The 17,975-nt window shown below is 60.0% G+C and carries 14 protein-coding genes; 11 read left to right on the top strand and 3 right to left on the bottom strand.

Translation table 11 applies throughout. The annotated features are described in order from the left end of the window. Positions 1-31 precede the first annotated feature (31 nt). Together ABI_RS09935 and ABI_RS09930 are read left to right on the top strand one after the other, a co-directional pair. Positions 32-1,387 (top strand): L-serine ammonia-lyase, encoded by a 1,356-nt coding sequence (locus ABI_RS09935; protein ID WP_006272802.1) that lies wholly within the window; start codon positions 32-34, stop codon positions 1,385-1,387. Positions 1,388-1,523: 136 nt separating this feature from the next. Beyond that, complete coding sequence (locus tag ABI_RS09930; RefSeq protein WP_006272801.1) at positions 1,524-1,865, top strand: hypothetical protein; 342 nt, start codon at positions 1,524-1,526, stop codon at positions 1,863-1,865. A gap of 76 nt (positions 1,866-1,941) precedes the next feature. Here ABI_RS09930 and ABI_RS09925 read toward each other — a convergent pair whose 3' ends face one another. Continuing rightward, positions 1,942-3,507 (bottom strand): amidase, encoded by a 1,566-nt coding sequence (locus ABI_RS09925; protein ID WP_006272800.1) that lies wholly within the window; start codon positions 3,505-3,507, stop codon positions 1,942-1,944. 146 nt (positions 3,508-3,653) lie between these two features. Here ABI_RS09925 and cysQ point away from each other — a divergent pair, with 146 nt between their 5' ends. The 7 genes from cysQ to rfbA all read left to right on the top strand — a co-directional run bounded on the left by cysQ (position 3,654) and on the right by rfbA (position 11,027). Continuing rightward, positions 3,654-4,448, top strand: coding sequence for a 3'(2'),5'-bisphosphate nucleotidase CysQ (cysQ, locus tag ABI_RS09920; RefSeq protein ID WP_006272799.1), 795 nt, complete (start codon positions 3,654-3,656; stop codon positions 4,446-4,448). A gap of 269 nt (positions 4,449-4,717) precedes the next feature. Then, entirely contained in the window at positions 4,718-5,626 is a 909-nt protein-coding gene (gene cysD, locus ABI_RS09915; protein WP_006272798.1) for a sulfate adenylyltransferase subunit CysD, read from the top strand. A gap of 1 nt (position 5,627) precedes the next feature. After that, positions 5,628-7,556, top strand: coding sequence for a sulfate adenylyltransferase subunit CysN (cysN, locus tag ABI_RS09910; RefSeq protein ID WP_006272797.1), 1,929 nt, complete (start codon positions 5,628-5,630; stop codon positions 7,554-7,556). A 79-nt stretch (positions 7,557-7,635) separates the two neighbouring features. Beyond that, entirely contained in the window at positions 7,636-8,181 is a 546-nt protein-coding gene (gene rfbC, locus ABI_RS09905) for a dTDP-4-dehydrorhamnose 3,5-epimerase (protein ID WP_006272796.1), read from the top strand. 20 nt (positions 8,182-8,201) lie between these two features. Continuing rightward, positions 8,202-9,254, top strand: coding sequence for a dTDP-glucose 4,6-dehydratase (rfbB, locus tag ABI_RS09900; protein WP_006272795.1), 1,053 nt, complete (start codon positions 8,202-8,204; stop codon positions 9,252-9,254). Positions 9,255-9,257: 3 nt separating this feature from the next. Then, entirely contained in the window at positions 9,258-10,139 is an 882-nt protein-coding gene (rfbD, locus tag ABI_RS09895) for a dTDP-4-dehydrorhamnose reductase (protein WP_006272794.1), read from the top strand. 18 nt (positions 10,140-10,157) lie between these two features. Continuing rightward, entirely contained in the window at positions 10,158-11,027 is an 870-nt protein-coding gene (gene rfbA, locus ABI_RS09890) for a glucose-1-phosphate thymidylyltransferase RfbA (protein ID WP_006272793.1), read from the top strand. Here rfbA and ABI_RS09885 read toward each other — a convergent pair whose 3' ends face one another. Together ABI_RS09885 and ABI_RS09880 are read right to left on the bottom strand one after the other, a co-directional pair. Then, positions 11,028-11,930 carry a WcbI family polysaccharide biosynthesis putative acetyltransferase gene (locus ABI_RS09885; RefSeq protein ID WP_040308777.1) on the bottom strand — a complete coding sequence of 301 codons (903 nt, stop codon included), beginning with the start codon at positions 11,928-11,930 and terminating at the stop codon, positions 11,028-11,030. It lies immediately after the preceding gene. After that, complete coding sequence (locus ABI_RS09880) at positions 11,927-12,946, bottom strand: GSCFA domain-containing protein (protein WP_211211134.1); 1,020 nt, start codon at positions 12,944-12,946, stop codon at positions 11,927-11,929. The genes ABI_RS09885 and ABI_RS09880 overlap by 4 nt, the downstream gene beginning before the upstream one ends. 356 nt (positions 12,947-13,302) lie before the next feature. Here ABI_RS09880 and ABI_RS09875 point away from each other — a divergent pair, with 356 nt between their 5' ends. Both ABI_RS09875 and ABI_RS09870 read left to right on the top strand, forming a co-directional pair. Continuing rightward, a complete protein-coding gene (locus ABI_RS09875; protein ID WP_006272789.1) occupies positions 13,303-14,619 on the top strand; it encodes a tetratricopeptide repeat protein in 1,317 nt (438 codons plus the stop codon). 172 nt (positions 14,620-14,791) lie between these two features. Next, entirely contained in the window at positions 14,792-17,812 is a 3,021-nt protein-coding gene (locus ABI_RS09870) for a glycosyltransferase (protein ID WP_006272788.1), read from the top strand. The last annotated feature ends 163 nt before the right edge of the window (positions 17,813-17,975 follow it).

The raw sequence follows: 17,975 nt of genomic DNA, 5'->3' as shown, positions 1-17,975 counted from the left end.
CGCTGCCGCGCGGGTGTGGGAGTCATGAGGCATGCCTCCTGCCCTCAGCGTCACAGACCTGTTCACCATCGGCGTCGGACCGTCCAGTTCGCATACGGTCGGCCCGATGCGTGCAGCTCAGCACTTCGCCGAAAAACTGGCCGAACTGGGCCCGCCTGTCCGGGTCGTCTGCCGGCTCTACGGTTCCTTGGCTCTAACGGGGAAAGGCCACGCCACCGACACGGCGGTGCTACTCGGCCTTTCGGGCTGGCTACCCGACCGCATCGATCCGGAGAGGATTGCACCTTTGGTCGAGGACATTCGCCGCGATAAACGGCTGACCTTTGCCGGCCACCATACCCTGCCCTTCGATCCCGACACCGACCTACTGTTCCGTATGGGTGAATTCCTGCCCGAACATTCCAACGGCCTGCAGTTCGAAGCCTTCTACCCGGATGGCGCCATCGAAACCGCCACCTATTTTTCTATCGGCGGCGGCGCCATCGAAGGCGACGGCGTCATTTCGCGTTCCAGCAACATCGCCCTGCCCTATGCTTTCACCTCCGGCGCCGAACTGCTGACCGTCTGCGAACGTGACAACCTGACCATTGCCGAGCTGATGTTCCGCAACGAAGACGCCTTTCGCCCGCGCGAGGAAACCTGCGCCTTCCTGGACGCCGTGCGCGCCGCCATGCTGGCCAGCATCGACCGCGGCGTGAAACAGGACGGTATCCTGCCCGGAGGCCTGAATGTCCGCCGCCGCGCCAAGGCCATGGTCGAAAAGCTGATGGCGCGCGGCCCGCGCATAGATCCGTCGCAGATCTTCGAATGGGTCAGCCTCTACGCCCTGGCGGTCAATGAGGAGAACGCCGCCGGCGGTCGCGTTGTCACAGCCCCGACCAATGGCGCGGCGGGCGTCCTGCCGGCTGTGATCAAATACTATGAAACCTTTGTACCCCACGCGACCTCAGAAGGCACCCGCACCCTGTTGATGACGGCCACGGCGATTGGTTTCCTTTACAAAACCAATGCCTCGATTTCGGCCGCTGAAATGGGCTGCCAGGGAGAGGTCGGGGTGGCCTGTTCGATGGCGGCCGGCGGCCTGGCGGCTGCCCTGGGCGGCACCCCGGCCCAGATCGAAAACGCCGCCGAGATCGGCATGGAACACAATCTGGGCCTGACCTGCGATCCAATCGGCGGCCTGGTCCAGGTGCCGTGCATCGAACGCAACACCATGGGGGCGATCAAGGCGATCAACGCTACCTATCTGGCGCTGAATGGCGACGGTCATCACATCGTCAGCCTGGACGCGGTGATTGAAACCATGCGCCAGACCGGCGAGGACATGCGCGTGAAATACAAGGAAACCAGCCTGGGTGGCCTAGCCGTCAACGTCGTCGAGTGCTGAACCTTCCTTTGACGTAAATCTTACAAACGACGCGCACATGGCCCCACCTTTCTGATGTTTCCGCCCAGATTGTGCCGAGAATCCCGCCGATAGTCGCACCATGGCCAAAAGGGGCCAGTTGCTGAGGGAGGCCGTCATGGCCCGCACCATCGATCTGCACGACGAAGTCGCCCGCCGAGATTACTTCCGCATGCTATTTCGCACACTCGACAACGGCGGCATCACGCCAAGGGCTTTGCGCATTACGCTGGACGGCGTGGTCAAGGCCTCAACTCACATGGACTTCGACGACAAGGCCCAGGCCGAACTGACGGGGTTCCTGACCCGCGTCATCGACATGTACAAGTTCGGCGAGATCGACATCCTAGCGGCGACGGACGATATCGACCTGCTGGTCATGGCCGCCGAGGCCGACAGCCCCGACCTGATGCAATTCGTTTATGTCGGCCCGGAAACCTTCGGCTGCATGACGATGTAGGATTCGAACCAAGGATGAACACGCAGATCGCAATGAAAATCCGTGTTGATCCGTGTTCATCCGTGGTTCCAAATCCTTACTTTTGCGCCTGCTCGAAGGCGTAACCCGCTTTCAGGAGCGCAGCCTCACTCCACCGCGGCCCGATAAAGCTCAACCCCACCGGCAAACCCTGAACATCCCCCATAGGCACGGTCAGGTGCGGATATCCCGAAGTCGCTGGTAACTGCGTCGCCGACGGCCCCGTATACTGGTCACCCCAGATCGGATCGGACATCCAGGCCGGCCCGTAGGTCGGAGAAACCAGCACCGTGACATTGTTCGCCTTCAATAGCCCATCCAGTTTCAGGGCCGATGACGTCTTCGCCTTGACCGAGGCCAGGACATATTCGGGCGTAGCCAGATCGCCCTTGGTCTGTGCCTGCTCGAAGAATTCCTGCCCAAAGAACGGCATTTCTTCCTTGGCATGCGCCGTGTTGAACGCGATCACATCGGCCAGGGTCCGCGTTTTCACAACGGCCGGTGTTGTCGCCAGATAGGCGTTCAGATCGGCTTTCAGTTCATACTGCAACACCGTCCATTCCGCCTCCCCCAGGCCCGGTACCTGCGACTCTTTGATATCGATCAGCACAGCCCCGGCCTTGGTCAGTGTCTTCAAAGCCGCCTCGAACACCGCCGCGGTCTTTGGATCACTACCGATGCGATCGCGCAGCACGCCGACCCGAACGCCTTTGAGATAATCCTTGCTCAAACCGGCCGCATAGTCGCTCCTGAACTTGTCCGCCTCCATCGTCGCCCCGTCGGCCGGATCGCTGCCGGCCATCACTGTCATCATCGCCGCGACATCGCTGACGGAACGCCCCATCGGTCCGGGCGTGTCCTGGGTATGCGAGATCGGCACCACATGGGTGCGCGACACCAGGCCCACGGTTGGCTTCAAGCCCACCAGTCCGTTCATCGACGCCGGACAGGTCACCGACCCGTCCGTCTCGGTGCCCACGGCCAGCGGCGCGAAGTTTGCCGCCACGGCTGCTCCAGACCCGCTGGATGAACCGCAGGCCGTCCGCGCCTTGTCATGCGGATTGGCGACCAGACCGCCGACCGCGCTCCAGCCGCTCATCGACCGCGTCGAGCGAATATTGGCCCATTCCGACAGGTTGGTCTTGCCCAGGATAATCGCCCCGCCGGCCCGCAACCGCGCGACAACCGGTGCATCGCGGCGGGTGATATTGTCCTTCAGCGCCAGCGAACCCGCGGTGGTCGCCATGTTGTCGGCGGTCTCCACATTGTCCTTGATCAATACCGGTATGCCCATCAGCGGCCCCAGGGACTTTCCGGCCTTGCGGGCTTCATCGATCGCCTTGGCCTGCGCCAGCGCGTCGGGATTGACGACGATCACCGAATGCAGCTCGCCGTCCTTCGCCTTGATGGCATCCAGCGCCGCCTGCGTCAGTTGCACGGCGGTGAAATCGCCACGCTGCAAGGCCGCCTGCAACTCCGCCACCGGCACGCCCTTCGCCAGGGCATCGGCGGCCGAGAACTTGACCGCCGCCGAACTCGCTCCCTCAGGCGCTGCGCCCTTCGGCGGGCTGCACGCCGCCAAAACTCCAAACAACAGTACAGGTAACAGGCGTCTTAAGTACATGGGAGACCTCGTCTAACTCCCTCTCCCCTTTGAAGGGGAGAGGGTGGGGGTGAGGGGTAAATCCGCGAGAGGCGAAACCTTCTCGTCACAATAGATACAGTTTTCTCGCCTTTACAAGCGCCCTCCCCGCCCCCTATGAAACCAGCATGAACCTGAACCCGATCATGCTTGCGGCCGGCGCAGAAATCCTGCGCATCTACGCCACCGACTTCGCCGTAACGTCAAAGTCCGACGCCTCGCCCGTTACCGCTGCCGACCAGGCTGCAGAAGCGGTTATTCTCAAAGGCCTGAGCGAACTGGCGCCCGACATTCCGGTCGTCGCCGAAGAGGAAGCCGCTGCCGGAAGAATTCCGGAAACCGCGAACCGTTTCTTCCTGGCCGACCCGCTGGACGGCACAAAGGAGTTTATTTCCAGAAACGGCGAATTTACCGTCAACATCGCCCTGATCGAGGACGGCATTCCCGTCGCCGGCGCCGTCTATGCCCCTGCGCTTGATAAGATCTACTGGGGCGCCGCGGGCGAAGGCGCCTTCATGGCCGACGTCACCGACGGCGTCATTGGCGTGGCCCGCCCCATCCAGGTCCGTCCCGCTGCCGGCGCCCTGACCGCCATCGGCTCGCGTTCGCACGGTGGCGCCGAAACAGAAAGCTACCTCAAAGCCTTCACCGTCGCCGAATTCAAACCGGCCGGTTCATCCTTGAAATTCTGCCTGATCGCCGAAGGCGTTGCCGACATCTATCCGCGCATGGGCCGGACCATGGAGTGGGATACGGCAGCGGGCGATGCGGTACTCCGCGCCGCCGGCGGCCGCGTCGAAACCCTGGACGGTCAACCCCTCGCCTACGGAAAGCGCAACCAACCGGGCGACGGCGATTTCGCCAATCCGCATTTTGTCGCTTTCGGCGATCCGGCGATCCCGTCGCGCTGCCCGGCACCCTGAACGACAAATCTGCTCACCTTTGGATTCAGATTTTGTCGTTTGTCGTTTAGCATCGGCCTGCCTACATAACCGTGACAAGCCCCGCTTGGTGTCCCGCATCTGAAATTCGCCCGTGGGCTATATCGATCTGTGAGCGAATTTCAGATGCGATGGACACCAAGTAATATTAAGTCTCTGGTGTCGTCCTGATTTCGAAGTTTGCTCGTTGCCTCTATCGCGCTTGGGCAAACTTCGAAATCACGACACCAGGGCCTCACTAAGGTATCCACGTGTCCGCCGAACCACTCACCCACCTGCGCCGCCTCGAGGCGGAAGCCATCTTCATCATGCGTGAAGTGGCGGCCGAGTTCAAAAACCCGGTCATGATGTATTCCATCGGCAAGGATTCGTCGGTGATGCTGCACCTGGCGATGAAGGCCTTCTACCCGTCCAAGCCGCCCTTCCCGCTGCTCCACATCGACACGACGTGGAAGTTCCGCGAGATGATCCAGTTCCGCGACGACACGGTCTCGCGCCTGGGCCTGACCCTGCTCAAACACACCAATCCCGACGGCCTGCGCGACAACGTCAACCCGTTCGACCATGGCTCGAACGTCTATACCAACATCATGAAGACCGACGCGCTGAAACAGGCCCTGACCGAGCATGGCTTTGATGCCGCCTTTGGCGGGGCCAGGCGCGACGAGGAGAAGAGCCGCGCGAAGGAGCGCATCTTCTCCTTCCGCACCCAGAACCACGGCTGGGACCCCAAGAACCAGCGCCCGGAACTGTGGAATCTCTACAATGCCCGTATTAAGCCGGGCGAAAGCATCCGCGTCTTCCCGCTGTCCAACTGGACCGAACTCGACATCTGGCAATACATCCTGATGGAGAATATCCCGATCGTGCCGCTGTACCTGGCCAAGAAGCGCCCGGTGGTTCAGCGTGGCGGTCAGTGGATCATGGTCGATGACGACCGTCTGCCCCTGCTGCCCGGTGAAGAACCACAGATGAAGTCGGTGCGGTTCCGCACCCTGGGCTGCTATCCCCTGACCGCAGCCGTCGAATCCGAGGCCGATACGCTGGAAGACATCGTCGCCGAAATGCTGACCGCCCGCACTTCGGAACGGTCCGGCCGCCTGATCGATCACGATGAAGCCGGCTCCATGGAAAAGAAGAAGCGCGAAGGATACTTTTGAGATGAACGCGCTTACTGCCCATAAACTCGATACCAAGGCGCTGGTCGACTACCTGGCCAGCCACGAAAAGAAGTCGCTGCTGCGGTTCCTGACCTGCGGCAGCGTCGATGACGGCAAGTCGACCCTGATTGGCCGCCTGCTCTACGACACCAAGCTGATCTTCGAAGACCAACTGGCGGGCATCGAGCGCGACTCCAAGAAATTCGGCACAGTCGGTGAAGACATCGACCTGGCCCTGCTGGTCGACGGCCTTCAGGCCGAGCGCGAGCAAGGCATCACTATCGATGTCGCCTATCGCTTCTTCACCACCGACAAACGCAAGTTCATCGTCGCCGACACCCCCGGCCACGAACAATATACCCGTAACATGGCGACCGGTGCTTCCAATTCGGACCTGGCCGTCATCCTGATCGACGCCCGCAAGGGCATCCTGACCCAGACACGCCGCCACAGCTTCATCGTCTCGCTGCTGGGCATCAAGCACGTCGTCCTGGCGGTCAACAAGATCGACCTGGTCGGCTACGACCAGGCGGTGTTCGACCGCATCGTCGCGGACTACAAGGCATTTTCGGCCGGTTTCGGCTTCGAAACCCTGCAGGCCATTCCTCTGTCGGCGCGCTACGGCGACAATGTTCTGGAAGCAAGCCAAAGCATGCCGTGGTACGACGGCCCGACCCTGGTGGAACACCTTGAAACCGTCGACATCGACAGCGATGTCGACTCCAAACCTTTCCGCCTGCAGGTCCAGTGGGTCAATCGCCCCGACCTGAACTTCCGCGGCTTCTCCGGCACCATCGCCTCCGGCACCGTCAAACCCGGTGACGACATCGTCGTCGCCCGCTCCGGCAAAGCTTCTAAGGTCGCCCGCGTTGTCACCATGGATGGCGACTTGGACTACGGCCGCGCCGGCCAGGCCGTCACCCTCACCCTGGAAGACGAGATCGACATCTCGCGCGGTGACGTCATCGTCCCAGCCGAAGCCCGCCCGGAGGTCTCCGATCAGTTCCAGGCCCATCTGATCTGGATGAACGAAGACCCCCTGCTGCCCGGCCGGCCCTATATCCTGAAAATCGGCGCGAAAACGGTCTCGGCCACGGTCACCTCGATCAAGCACAAGATCGACGTCAACAGCTTCAACGAACTGGCCGCCAAGGCCCTGCCGCTCAACGAAGTCGCCGTCGTCAACATCATGACTCAGGAGCCGGTAGCCTTCGACGCCTATGGCGACGACCCCGCCATGGGCAGCTTTATCGTCATCGACCGCGTGTCCAATCTGACCTTGGGCGCCGGCATGATCGATCGTGGCTTGCGCCGTGCGACCAATGTCCACTGGCAGGCGCTGGACGTGTCGAAAGCTTCTCGCGCCGGCATCAAGCATCAGAAGCCCGCCGTTCTGTGGTTTACTGGGCTGTCCGGTGCCGGCAAGTCGACCATCGCCAATCTGGTCGAAAAGCGGCTGCTGTCGATGAACCACCACACCTATCTGCTGGATGGCGACAATGTCCGCCACGGGCTGAACAAGGATCTGGGCTTCTCGGCCGAAGACCGGGTGGAAAACATCCGCCGCGTCGCCGAGGTGTCGCGCCTGATGGTCGACGCCGGACTGGTCACCCTGGTCTCGTTCATCTCACCGTTCCGTGCCGAACGCCAGTTGGCGCGCGACCTGGTGGCGCCGGGTGAATTCATCGAGATCCACGTCGCCACCCCGCTCGACGTCGCCGAAGCCCGCGACGTCAAGGGGCTGTACAAGAAGGCCCGCGCCGGCGAACTGAAGAACTTCACTGGCATCGACAGCCCCTATGAAGCGCCTGAAAATGCCGAGCTTGTGCTCGACACGACGCGCTTCTCATCTGAAGAACTGGCGGGCCAGATTGTCACCTACATGGCCGAGCATGGCTATCTAAGCTTCGGACCGGATTACGAAATCTGACGGGCGATGCGGATACGAATTGACTTATGGTCAGTGATTTGCTGATTAGGTTTGCATTGCAACACACCTAAGAGGGCTCATGCAGTTCGAGCGTTTCGATATTGAGGGCCCTGCGCTCATCCGTCCGAAAATGATTGGCGACGAGCGCGGCTTCTTCATGGAGGCGTTCAAGGACGCCTGGTTCCGCGAGAACGTTGAGGACGTGAGCTTCGTCCAGGACAACCAGTCGCTGTCGCGGCAGGTGGGTACCATTCGCGGCCTGCACTATCAGACCGCGCCTTTCGGCCAGGGCAAGTTGGTCCGCTGCCTGAAGGGCTCGATATTTGACGTGGCGGTCGATATTCGCCGCGGCTCAGCCACATTCGGCAAATGGGTCGGCGCCACGCTGACGGCGGAAAAGGGTGAGCAACTGTGGGTGCCGGACGGTTTCGCCCATGCCTTCTGCACTTTGGAGCCGGACACCGAGGTCTTCTACAAGGTGACCAATCCCTATTCCAAACCGAATGATGCCGGCCTGGCCTTTGATGATCCAGACATTGGTATCATCTGGCCGATCGACATTGCCATGGCGGTGTTATCGGATAAGGATAGGCTTCAACCACCACTTTCCTCGTTAATTTCCTGATTTTCAACGGACTCTAAACCATGCGCATTCTTGTGACCGGCGGCGCCGGCTTTATCGGATCGGCCGTTGTGCGATATCTGGTGTCCGAGGTCGGCGCTGAGGTGCTCAACCTCGACAAGCTGACCTATGCCGGCAACCTGGAATCCCTGGCGCCTGTCGAGGCGGCCGCCAACTACCGCTTCGTCAAGGCCGATATTTGCGACCGTGATGCCGTGACCTCGGCCATCAACGGCTTCAAGCCCGACCACATCATGCATCTGGCCGCCGAAAGCCACGTCGACCGGTCGATCACCGGCGCGCGTGACTTCGTCGAGACCAATGTCATGGGCACCTTCACGCTCCTGGAAGGCGCGCGCCACTACTGGAATGGGCTGGAGGGCGACGCCAAGGGGCGTTTCCGCTTCCTCCACGTTTCGACCGATGAGGTCTATGGCTCACTGGGTGAAACGGGTCTGTTCGAGGAAACCACGCCCTATGATCCGTCCTCGCCCTATTCGGCGTCGAAGGCGGCCTCCGACCACCTCGCTAAGGCCTGGCACCGCACCTATGGTCTGCCGGTTGTTGTGTCCAACTGTTCGAATAATTACGGCCCCTGCCACTTCCCGGAAAAGCTGATCCCGCTCAACATCCTCAACGCCCTGGACGGTAAGCCCCTGCCCGTCTACGGCGACGGCAGCAACATCCGCGACTGGCTCTATGTCGACGACCACGCCCGTGCCCTGCACTTGATCTGCTCGAAGGGCCGCCTGGGTGAGACCTACAATGTCGGCGGCCGCAATGAACGCACGAACATCGACGTCGTGCGCCGCATCTGTGCCCTGATGGATCAGCTTCGCCCCAAAAACACGCCGCACGAGCAGCTGATCACCTACGTCACTGACCGTCCCGGCCACGATCACCGCTACGCCATCGACGCCACCAAGCTGGAGACCGAACTGGGTTGGAAAGCTCAGGAAACCTTCGACACAGGCATTGAAAAGACGGTAAAATGGTATCTCGATAACGAAGCCTGGTGGGGCCCGCTGCGCGGCGGCGTCTACAGCGGCGAACGCCTCGGCGTCTTGAAAGCATAGTCCATGCGGGTTCTTATCACTGGAACGGAAGGCCAGGTTGATACCTCGGTCAAGGCCTTGGGCGAGCAACTTGGCATAGAGGTCATCCGTATCGGTCTGCCCGATATCGATCTGTCCAGGCCGGACTCGCTCGAAGCCCCTGTCCGCGCCGCCAGTCCCGATGTGATCATCTCCTCGGCCGCCTATACGGCCGTCGACAAGGCTGAATCCGAGCCCGACCTCGCGCGCCGCATTAATGGCGACGCCCCCGGCGAACTGGCCCGGATCGCGGCTTCCCTGAACGTACCCCTGCTACACCTGTCGACCGACTATGTCTTTCCGGGCGACAAGGATGGTGTCTACGACGAAGCCGATACGCCGGAACCCGCCAGCGTCTATGGCGCCACAAAACTGGCCGGAGAACGCCAGATTGCCGCCAACACCGATAACTTCGTCATTCTGCGCACCGCCTGGGTCTATTCGCCCTACGGCAACAACTTCGTAAAGACCATGTTGCGGCTGGGCAAGACGCGCGACGAGATCAATGTCGTGGCCGACCAGCACGGCTGTCCGACCTATGCCCCGGAAATTGCCCGCGCGCTGCTGACGGTCGCACAAAAAATCGCCGCCGATCCGGACCCGAAACTGCGCGGGATTTTTCACCTGACGGGGACAGGCGAGACCACCTGGGCCGATTTTGCAGAAACAATATTTCTGGAAAGCGTGAAGCGTGGTGGCAAGGCCGTCAAGGTCAATCCGATTGCGACCAGCGACTATCCCACCCCAGCCAAGCGCCCCGCCAATTCCCGCTTGAGCGGAGCTAAACTTCACTCTATCTACGGTTTACAGCTTGACCCGTGGCCGGTATCACTTTCTTATTGCATGGACGCTTTGGCGGCTACCTGACTTTTATTTGAGGGGTTTATGAAGGGTATTATTCTGGCCGGTGGTTCCGGCAGTCGGCTGCATCCGATGACCATCGGCGTCTCGAAACAGATGATGCCGGTCTACGACAAGCCGATGATCTATTATCCGCTGACCACGCTCATGATGGCGGGCATCCGGGAAATCCTGATCATCACGACGCCGCATGACCTGCCCCTGTTCCAGAAATTGCTGGGCGATGGCAGCCGCTGGGGTATTCGCCTGGAATATGCCGCGCAACCCAGCCCCGACGGCCTGGCACAGGCCTACATGATCGGTGCTGACTTCGTAAACGGCGAGCCGTCATGCCTGATCCTGGGCGACAACATCTATTACGGTCCGTCGCTGGCCAGTTCCCTGGAAGACGCCGCCAAGATCCAGCATGGCGCCAGTGTCTTTGCCTATCAGGTTTCCGACCCGGAACGCTACGGCGTGGTCGAGTTCGACGATCAGTTCAAGGCGTTGTCGGTCGAGGAAAAGCCGCTGAAACCCCGCTCCAACTGGGCGATCACCGGCCTGTACTTCTACGATTCCCAGGTGGTTGACATTGCCCACAGCATCAAGCCGTCGGCACGCGGCGAGTATGAGATCACCGACGTCAACCGCATCTATCTCGAACGCGGACAGCTGAGTGTCCAGCCGATCGGTCGCGGCTATGCCTGGCTGGATACTGGTACGCCGGATTCGCTGCTCGACGCCGCGGAGTTCGTGCGCGTGCTGGAAAAGCGCCAGGGCTTCAAGATCTCATGCCCTGAGGAAATCGCCTGGCGCAAGGGCTTCATCAGCGACGCCGAACTGGAAGGCCTGGCCGCGGAACTCGGCAAGAGCGAGTACGGCAAGTATCTCTATAAGTGCCTGAAGTTTGGTTGATCAGCCCAGAAGCGCGGCCAGCCTGTCGCGCGCCTGGATCATGGCCTCCGTCTCGAGGTGCTCGCGCGGCACCGTGGCGTAAAAGGCGAAGATATCCTTCAAATAGGTCCCCAAGGGGATTTTGCGCGAGTCCCACAGGCCCTTCGCCAACCAGGCCGGGCGCTGAAAGTCGTTGGATCCTGTTATACCGAAACGCTTTGCCATGGCAGGGTAAACCGGCCAGGTAAAGCTTTCGCCGAGGTGATCTTTTTTGATCACGGGTACGGGAGTCGTCGCATCAATGATGCCGAGGCGAACATAGAGTTGATGGCAAAGCGTGGCCAGCACGCGCACATGCGGATGATTGGCCATATACATGAACGGACCGACGTCCTTCAGCCAGCCGTCGACCAGGCCTTCCGGCTGGAACCCGGCCTCGGCAAGCCCCTGTTCCAAAGCAACCCGGGCAGCCGGAAAGACGGCAAAGTAGTCAAGTTCATCGAACACTACCGCATTGTACAACGGAAGCGTCTGCTGCGCTGTCAGCCCCAGCAGGAAGCCGGCCACAGCGATGCGGGAATGAAAGTCACAATGGACCGCGCTGAGCACGCCTTCGGGCCGGAAGATATAGCTCAGGTCCGGATGGAAGCCTGGAAAGGTAACCGTCGGCAGGAAGGACGCCTTGAATCCGTGCGCCTCAAGACCTGCGACCGTCAAGGCTTCGACGCCGTGTTCCGGCTGCATCTGGGTCACGACCACGTCCGAACCGGCAATCTTTTCCAGGATCACCTCCGGCGCGTCGGGTGGATTGACTCCGACGTGCCACGCCTGCGTGTCAGAACCTGGAATCAAGGCACGGGTGGCTTCTCGGAGGCCCTCACTCTGGCAGCCCCCGACAATGGCAATCTTCAAACGTGACATCATGGACGGCTGTCTATCTTCTCTTCGTCGCAAATAACAGAGGCGATTTTGGCCATTTCGGCGCGCTGGCGCGCGACCTCCTCGGGGGTCGGCGCGACGGTGACGCAAACTGGCCTCCCCTTACCTTCGCCGAGATAATGGCGGGCAAAGACCTCCATCGCATAGGTGACGCCCTCAGGCGTCACCTCGCGCAGGTCCGGCGCCAGAAAGGACGCGCCGGCCTGAGGCCCCAGGATTATTTCATAGGACGGGAAGTAATCGACGAAATCGAAGGCCTGGGCGACCTGACCGGCCACGACCCGCAGAGCGGATTTACTGTAGGTATTGGCGCACAGGACATGACTGTCCTCATAGGTTGCGATCAATGCCACAGGCGACACGGTCAACAACACGCGGCAAGCCGGGTTAATCCGGTGCAGCCGTTTGAGGAATTCGCTCAGGTCGGATTCCATCTCGGCAACCGTGAAGTTGTGAAAGCAGTAGGCGTCCGACGCGACGTCCGCCCCGACCACGCCCGGCGCGAGGGGAAACACCGCGCCATCGCTCACCGCCTGCCAGCCTTCGGTCAGCCCGAGGGTAAAGACGAAAACGTCACAGCCTTCAAACACCTGTCGCACCGCTTCCAGATGGCTTTCGCGTTCGTCCTCAACTTCCTGCGGGGACGCGAAACCGGCATCGTGGACATAAGGCCGAAATGGGTCGACAAACCGGCCGTCAGCCCGGCGCCAGGCTGTGTCTTCCGGAGAGAACAGGCCGTAGGCGCGCCGAAACATCTGAAGAAGCTGGCGCACGGTATAGACATTGCCATAGCGCGCCGAAAAGACGCCGAAATTGTCCGCGCCGGAGAAGGCAAAGGCCGGTGCCACTTCGGTTGTCAGGTAGTTGAAGTCCATCTCACGCAGGGTTCGCGCCACATGCTGGGCAAAGCAACTTCCCGCCGTAGCCACCTTGTCATCGCGCGTGATGGTGAAACCTGTACGCACCACGGGATCGACCTCGGTGGCCGCCCGACCGGTCATACTGCGCCGCCAGAATTGATGATCGGGTTTTTGGGCGTAAGGATTTTGCATGAGAACAATCCTATATAGGTAGTCTGCGCGCCGCGCACATACCTTATCACCGCGGAATGTCAAATCACGATGAAATTTGGCGGCAACAAGGTAGCGTGTCATACGACGGGCATCACAAAGGCAGACGTTCGGCAGCAAGGCATTGACGGCACATCCGACCATTTGTGTAACAAAATCAAACTTGTCAAATCGAGTTGCGCCTATCCGTAACACGCAAAAAAAGATTGAACCCTGACGAAAATTCATATTGAAATCTCGTACGCTGGGGGGGAGATCGGGACGTCTGTCCGCAATGAAAGAAAAAAATGTCCGACAGCGCTGAATCCGAGACAATCTACATCTCAACATTCGAACGCCTTGTGTCGGAAGAGCCGCCGCGGGCATTATGGTATTTTATTAAGATTCAGACCAACTTGCCGCCCGACCGCCGTCTCCATTGCTGCCTGTTTCTGAAGGAGGCAGGTCATGTAGAACTGGCCGACGAGGCGATGGACGCCCTGTTGCAACATGACGGCAGTTCACCGGGGGTCTGGTATGAATCCGCTATCATCAGAGACATGCTGGGCCAAAGCCATTCCGCCCTCTCGCGCCTGAACCGCGCTCTGGCGCTGAAGCCCGATTTCGGTCCTGCCGCCGCCCTCCGCATCGCGACCCTGATCAAGCTGGGAGAGCGCGACCGCGCGCGCGAGCTACTGGCGGAGAGTGCTCCCCCTCTTCTTCACCGTGGCCAGCACGTCGTACTGCAAGCCTTCAACAATAGTTTCGATTACTGGCATGGTCTGCTTCAGGGGCTGGAGTCAGATCGCCCCCTGGAAGACTTTGTCACAGTCGGCGCTGCCATAGAAAAAGCTCTGGACGAAAACCTTGCCTATTCAATGGTCCGCTTCGGTGACGGAGAAGGCGCCTTTTTGGTGCCGGAAGACAACGAAGACATGCGCGCCATTGGCGACATTGCCTGCCGCTTCTTCGCCCGCCGCTGGTACGGACGCGGTGACGACGCCACACTGACAGCCGTCAAAACCGTGGCGGCGCAGTTGAAGACGATCTCGCCCAGTTTCAATATCATCGGCGCGCCGAATGACGACTGGTGTCGTCACGAATGGAACCTTGGCAGTTTTCAAACTCTGGCGTGCTGCCTGTCAGCGCGTTACTTTGCCGCGCGTCAGCCGGCTATGCTGTCGCAGACCTCCGTTGGTCTCGATCTCGCCCACTCCGGTGTTCTGGCCCGACTGATCAGAAAGGCGCCATCGGTCTGCATCGTGACCTGCCACAGTGATCTGGCGCCACGCCTGGCGGCGGCAACTGGCGAAAACAAGTTCGATACCCTTCTCATTCCACCTGCCGATTCCGACCTCGGCATAACCAACCTGACGCCCGGCAATCACCTGGACGATGCCGCGCGGATTATGGACGCGATCGACGCCGCCCAGGGCAACCGCCTGTTCCTTATCGGGGGTGGTTTTCTGGGCAAACTATACACCCATCGCGCGGCCCAGGGCGGCGCCGTCGCCGTGGATGTCGGCTCGGTTCTCGACGGCATCATGGACTATTCCACGCGCCCCAACTTCTATCATATCAGTCTTGCGCAAAGGTTCTGGTCCGCGCTGAAAACCCCCGTCTAGCCGTCAAGCCGTCGGTTCGAGGGGTAGCACCGCGACTTGACAGTCGCCGGGCTTTGATGCGACAAACCTTAAGTAATTCACATCGTTGCCGCCCGGGGGGGTATTTATAACGACGATCCGGGCGGTCGGCGATAGCCCGTATTTTGATTCACAGAATTGAAGGCACGACCCTATGTTGATTGAATTGTATGGCACAACCTACACCGTGTCAGATTTATTCGACTTCGATGCCTATCGGAGATATTTTGAAACACCTCCGTTTGCAACGCCCGAGGAGGCCCTCAACCATTACAATGTGGAAGGTTGGCAAAAGGGTCTGAACCCGTCAACCTTGTTCGATACGAAATTTTACCTGAAATCCAATCCCGACCTGCACGCCGTCGGAAGTCCGCTAAGTCATTACCTTAAACATGGACAATTTGAGGGCCGCCGCCGTCTGTCGACCGTTGCGCGCACCGAGGCCCTGTCGCCCCAAGGCCTGACGCTCTACGAAAAACTGAAGCCGCACGCTGATCCAGCCTATTATTTTGCTCAGTCAGGCCATCCCCTCGCCTGCGACGTCGACCCGGTCATGCACTATTTTGCCTATGGCCACGGTAGCCGGCTGCGTCTGACAGACAAATTCGACAACCAGTTTTACCTCGATCACAATCCTGATGTGGCCCGAAGCGGCCAGGAGCCCTTGATCCACTATACGCGCTTCGGATGGCGCGAGATGCGCAGATCCGGCCCTGGCCCGGCCCTGTTTCCGCTTCCGCCGGCGGACGCCGAAAAGGTAACGCTTATTCAGCAGAACATGGAAGCTGAGTATTACCAGTCAAAATTGCCCTGGCTGAAGGAGACAGACGCCGATCCGGCTGCCCACTATCTGTTTTTCGGTGAGCGTGCCGGATACGACCCGTCCGTAGATTTTTCATCCGCCTACTACCTCCAGGAAAACGGCGACGTCCGGGAGATGGGTTTTAACGCCTACTATCATTATCTTGCTTTTGGCGCGCGCGAAGGCCGCCAGGCGACGCCAACGGGCTACTCCGCCCTGCGTGCCTCTAAGATTACGCCAGAGGATTTCGATGACCTGGGCCTTTCGCCAGGATATCTGCCGTACACGGACCCCGTCGTGCCGTTCGTTTTTGTCCTGTTTCCCGTCTACCGGGGCTATGATGAAACCTTGGGAGCGCTGAAGGCGGCGCTCACTGCGCACAATACCTCTCCGTTCAAGATCCTGGTGATGGACGACCATTCGCCTGACGCCCGCCTGACGGACGATCTGGCCGCGATTTGCCAACGCCTTGGGGTGGGCTATTGTTACAACGAAGACAATCTGGGCTTCGTGGGCAATATCAATCGCGGTTTGGCGGCGACCGAGACCGCAGGCGCGCACGTCATCCTCCTGAATGCCGATACAATCGTCTATGACGGCTGGATCGATCGTATGCGCGCCCATCTGGAAGCGGATGCGAACATCGCCACCATTACGCCAATGTCGAACAACGCTACCATCCTGAGCTATCCCCGGACGCTTGGCGACAATCGCTTCAATCTGGAAGTTTCTCACAGCGAACTGGCCCGCATGGCGCTGGACTCGCCCGTCGCCCCCGTCGATCTGGTGACCGGAGTCGGTTTCGCCATGTTCATATCACGCGCTGCCCTCGAGCGCGTCGGGCGTCTGGATGTCGCCTTTGGCAAGGGCTATGGTGAAGAGGTCGACTTCTGCCAGCGCGCAGCGCTGGAGGGAATGCGCAATATTGTGGCGCCGGACGTCTTTGTGACCCACTTCGGCAGCGTCTCCTTCCTCGACGCGCAAAAGAAGGCAAATGCCAAGGGACAGGAAATTCTGGGAAATCGCTATCCTGGCTATGAAATGGCGGTTTTCGACTTCATTCAGGGCGACCCCTTGCTACCCGCGCGACAGGCCTACGATCTGGAACGCCTGGCACGTTTGTGTCGACTTCACCCCTATGTCATTTCCATTTCGCATGCGCTCACCGGCGGTGTCCGATCCTACGTTGACAGCATGGCGGAACTGGCGCGGTCGAGCGGGGCGGGCCTGATCGATATCTCGCTCAAAGGATTCGAAGTTTCGATACGGCCGCGCTTCCCTGACGCAAAGGCTGGCTTCGACAATCTCGATGGGCTACCGCTGGAAACATTCAACACCATAATGGAACGCCTGGCGCCCGGCAGCCGGTGGTTCTTGTTCAATTCGATGATCGGTGCGGGCGTGCGGTTACGTGACTCGGTTACCCGTCTTCTGACCGAACACGCGGACAAACTGGTCTATGTCCTGCATGACTATGCCGCCAACTGTCCGCGGGCCAACTTTACCCATGTTACCCAGACCTATTGCGACGGCGTCCAGCCCGTCGAGAAATGCCGGTCGTGCGTTCGAACCTTTTCCACCACCCCTGACCTTGACGTCGAACAATGGCGGCTTGACCATAGCGCCCTTCTGAAGGCTGCGGCGCGGGTCATATCCCCCACCGAATGCGCGCCAGCCTATTTGTGGGAGCAAACGGCACAAACAGTGCTCGTACGGCCGCACTGGGAACCAGACCTGAACGGTCTGAGACCGTTGAACGCCAAGTTTCCGGTGAAGCAGGAGAAGCGGGTGTTTGCCGTTCTCGGCGCCATTGGCCCGCACAAGGGTTCGCGCATTCTCCGCGCGCTCAAACTCTACCTGAATCAATACGATATCGAGATGGAAATTCATCTGATAGGTTATTGTGATCTGCAGGACCTTGCCGACGGGCGCAAAATCTTCGTACACGGCGCCTATGAGGACAATGGCGACGCCATTGCGATGATCAACAAGATCCGGCCCGATGCCGTCCTGAGCCTGTCAACCTGGCCCGAAACCTACTGCTACGCCCTGTCCATTCCGATGGCGCTCGGCTTGCCTATCCTGGCGTTCGACATCGGTGCACAGGGCGAGCGAATTGGAAGTTACTCGCGCGGCGTATTGCTGGATTTCGCCTTGCGCCATACCATTTCGGATCTCGCGACCGAATTGTTGACGGCCGATATAGATGCGCTCTGGCACAGGCCCGTCGCGCCCTGGAACAAACTGCCGTACAACAACATAGAGGCCTATATTGACCAGCCCGGCGAGCAGCGGGTCACGAATCCGGTTGCGGAACCACCTATGGCCGAGGCGCTTGGGACAAAGAAGCGACAGAGATCCCTGCCGGCTTAGATCGCATTTGGATGCGCCGCCCCGCGAGAGCAAAGCGCGTTTACTCGGTATCAAATCGAAAAACGCGGGGGGCGTATAATACCAACGGCACTGGTAGCTGACCGCTAAGAGGCCCCCTCCGTCTCGATGCGTTTCGCCGATAGCCTTTGGCCTGGCTCATTTG

It is taken from the genome of Asticcacaulis biprosthecium C19, assembly GCF_000204015.1.
Taxonomy (GTDB): Bacteria; Pseudomonadota; Alphaproteobacteria; order Caulobacterales; family Caulobacteraceae; genus Asticcacaulis; species Asticcacaulis biprosthecius.
Note: the sequence above shows the minus strand (reverse complement) of the source record. Positions and strands in the feature narration are given on the sequence as shown.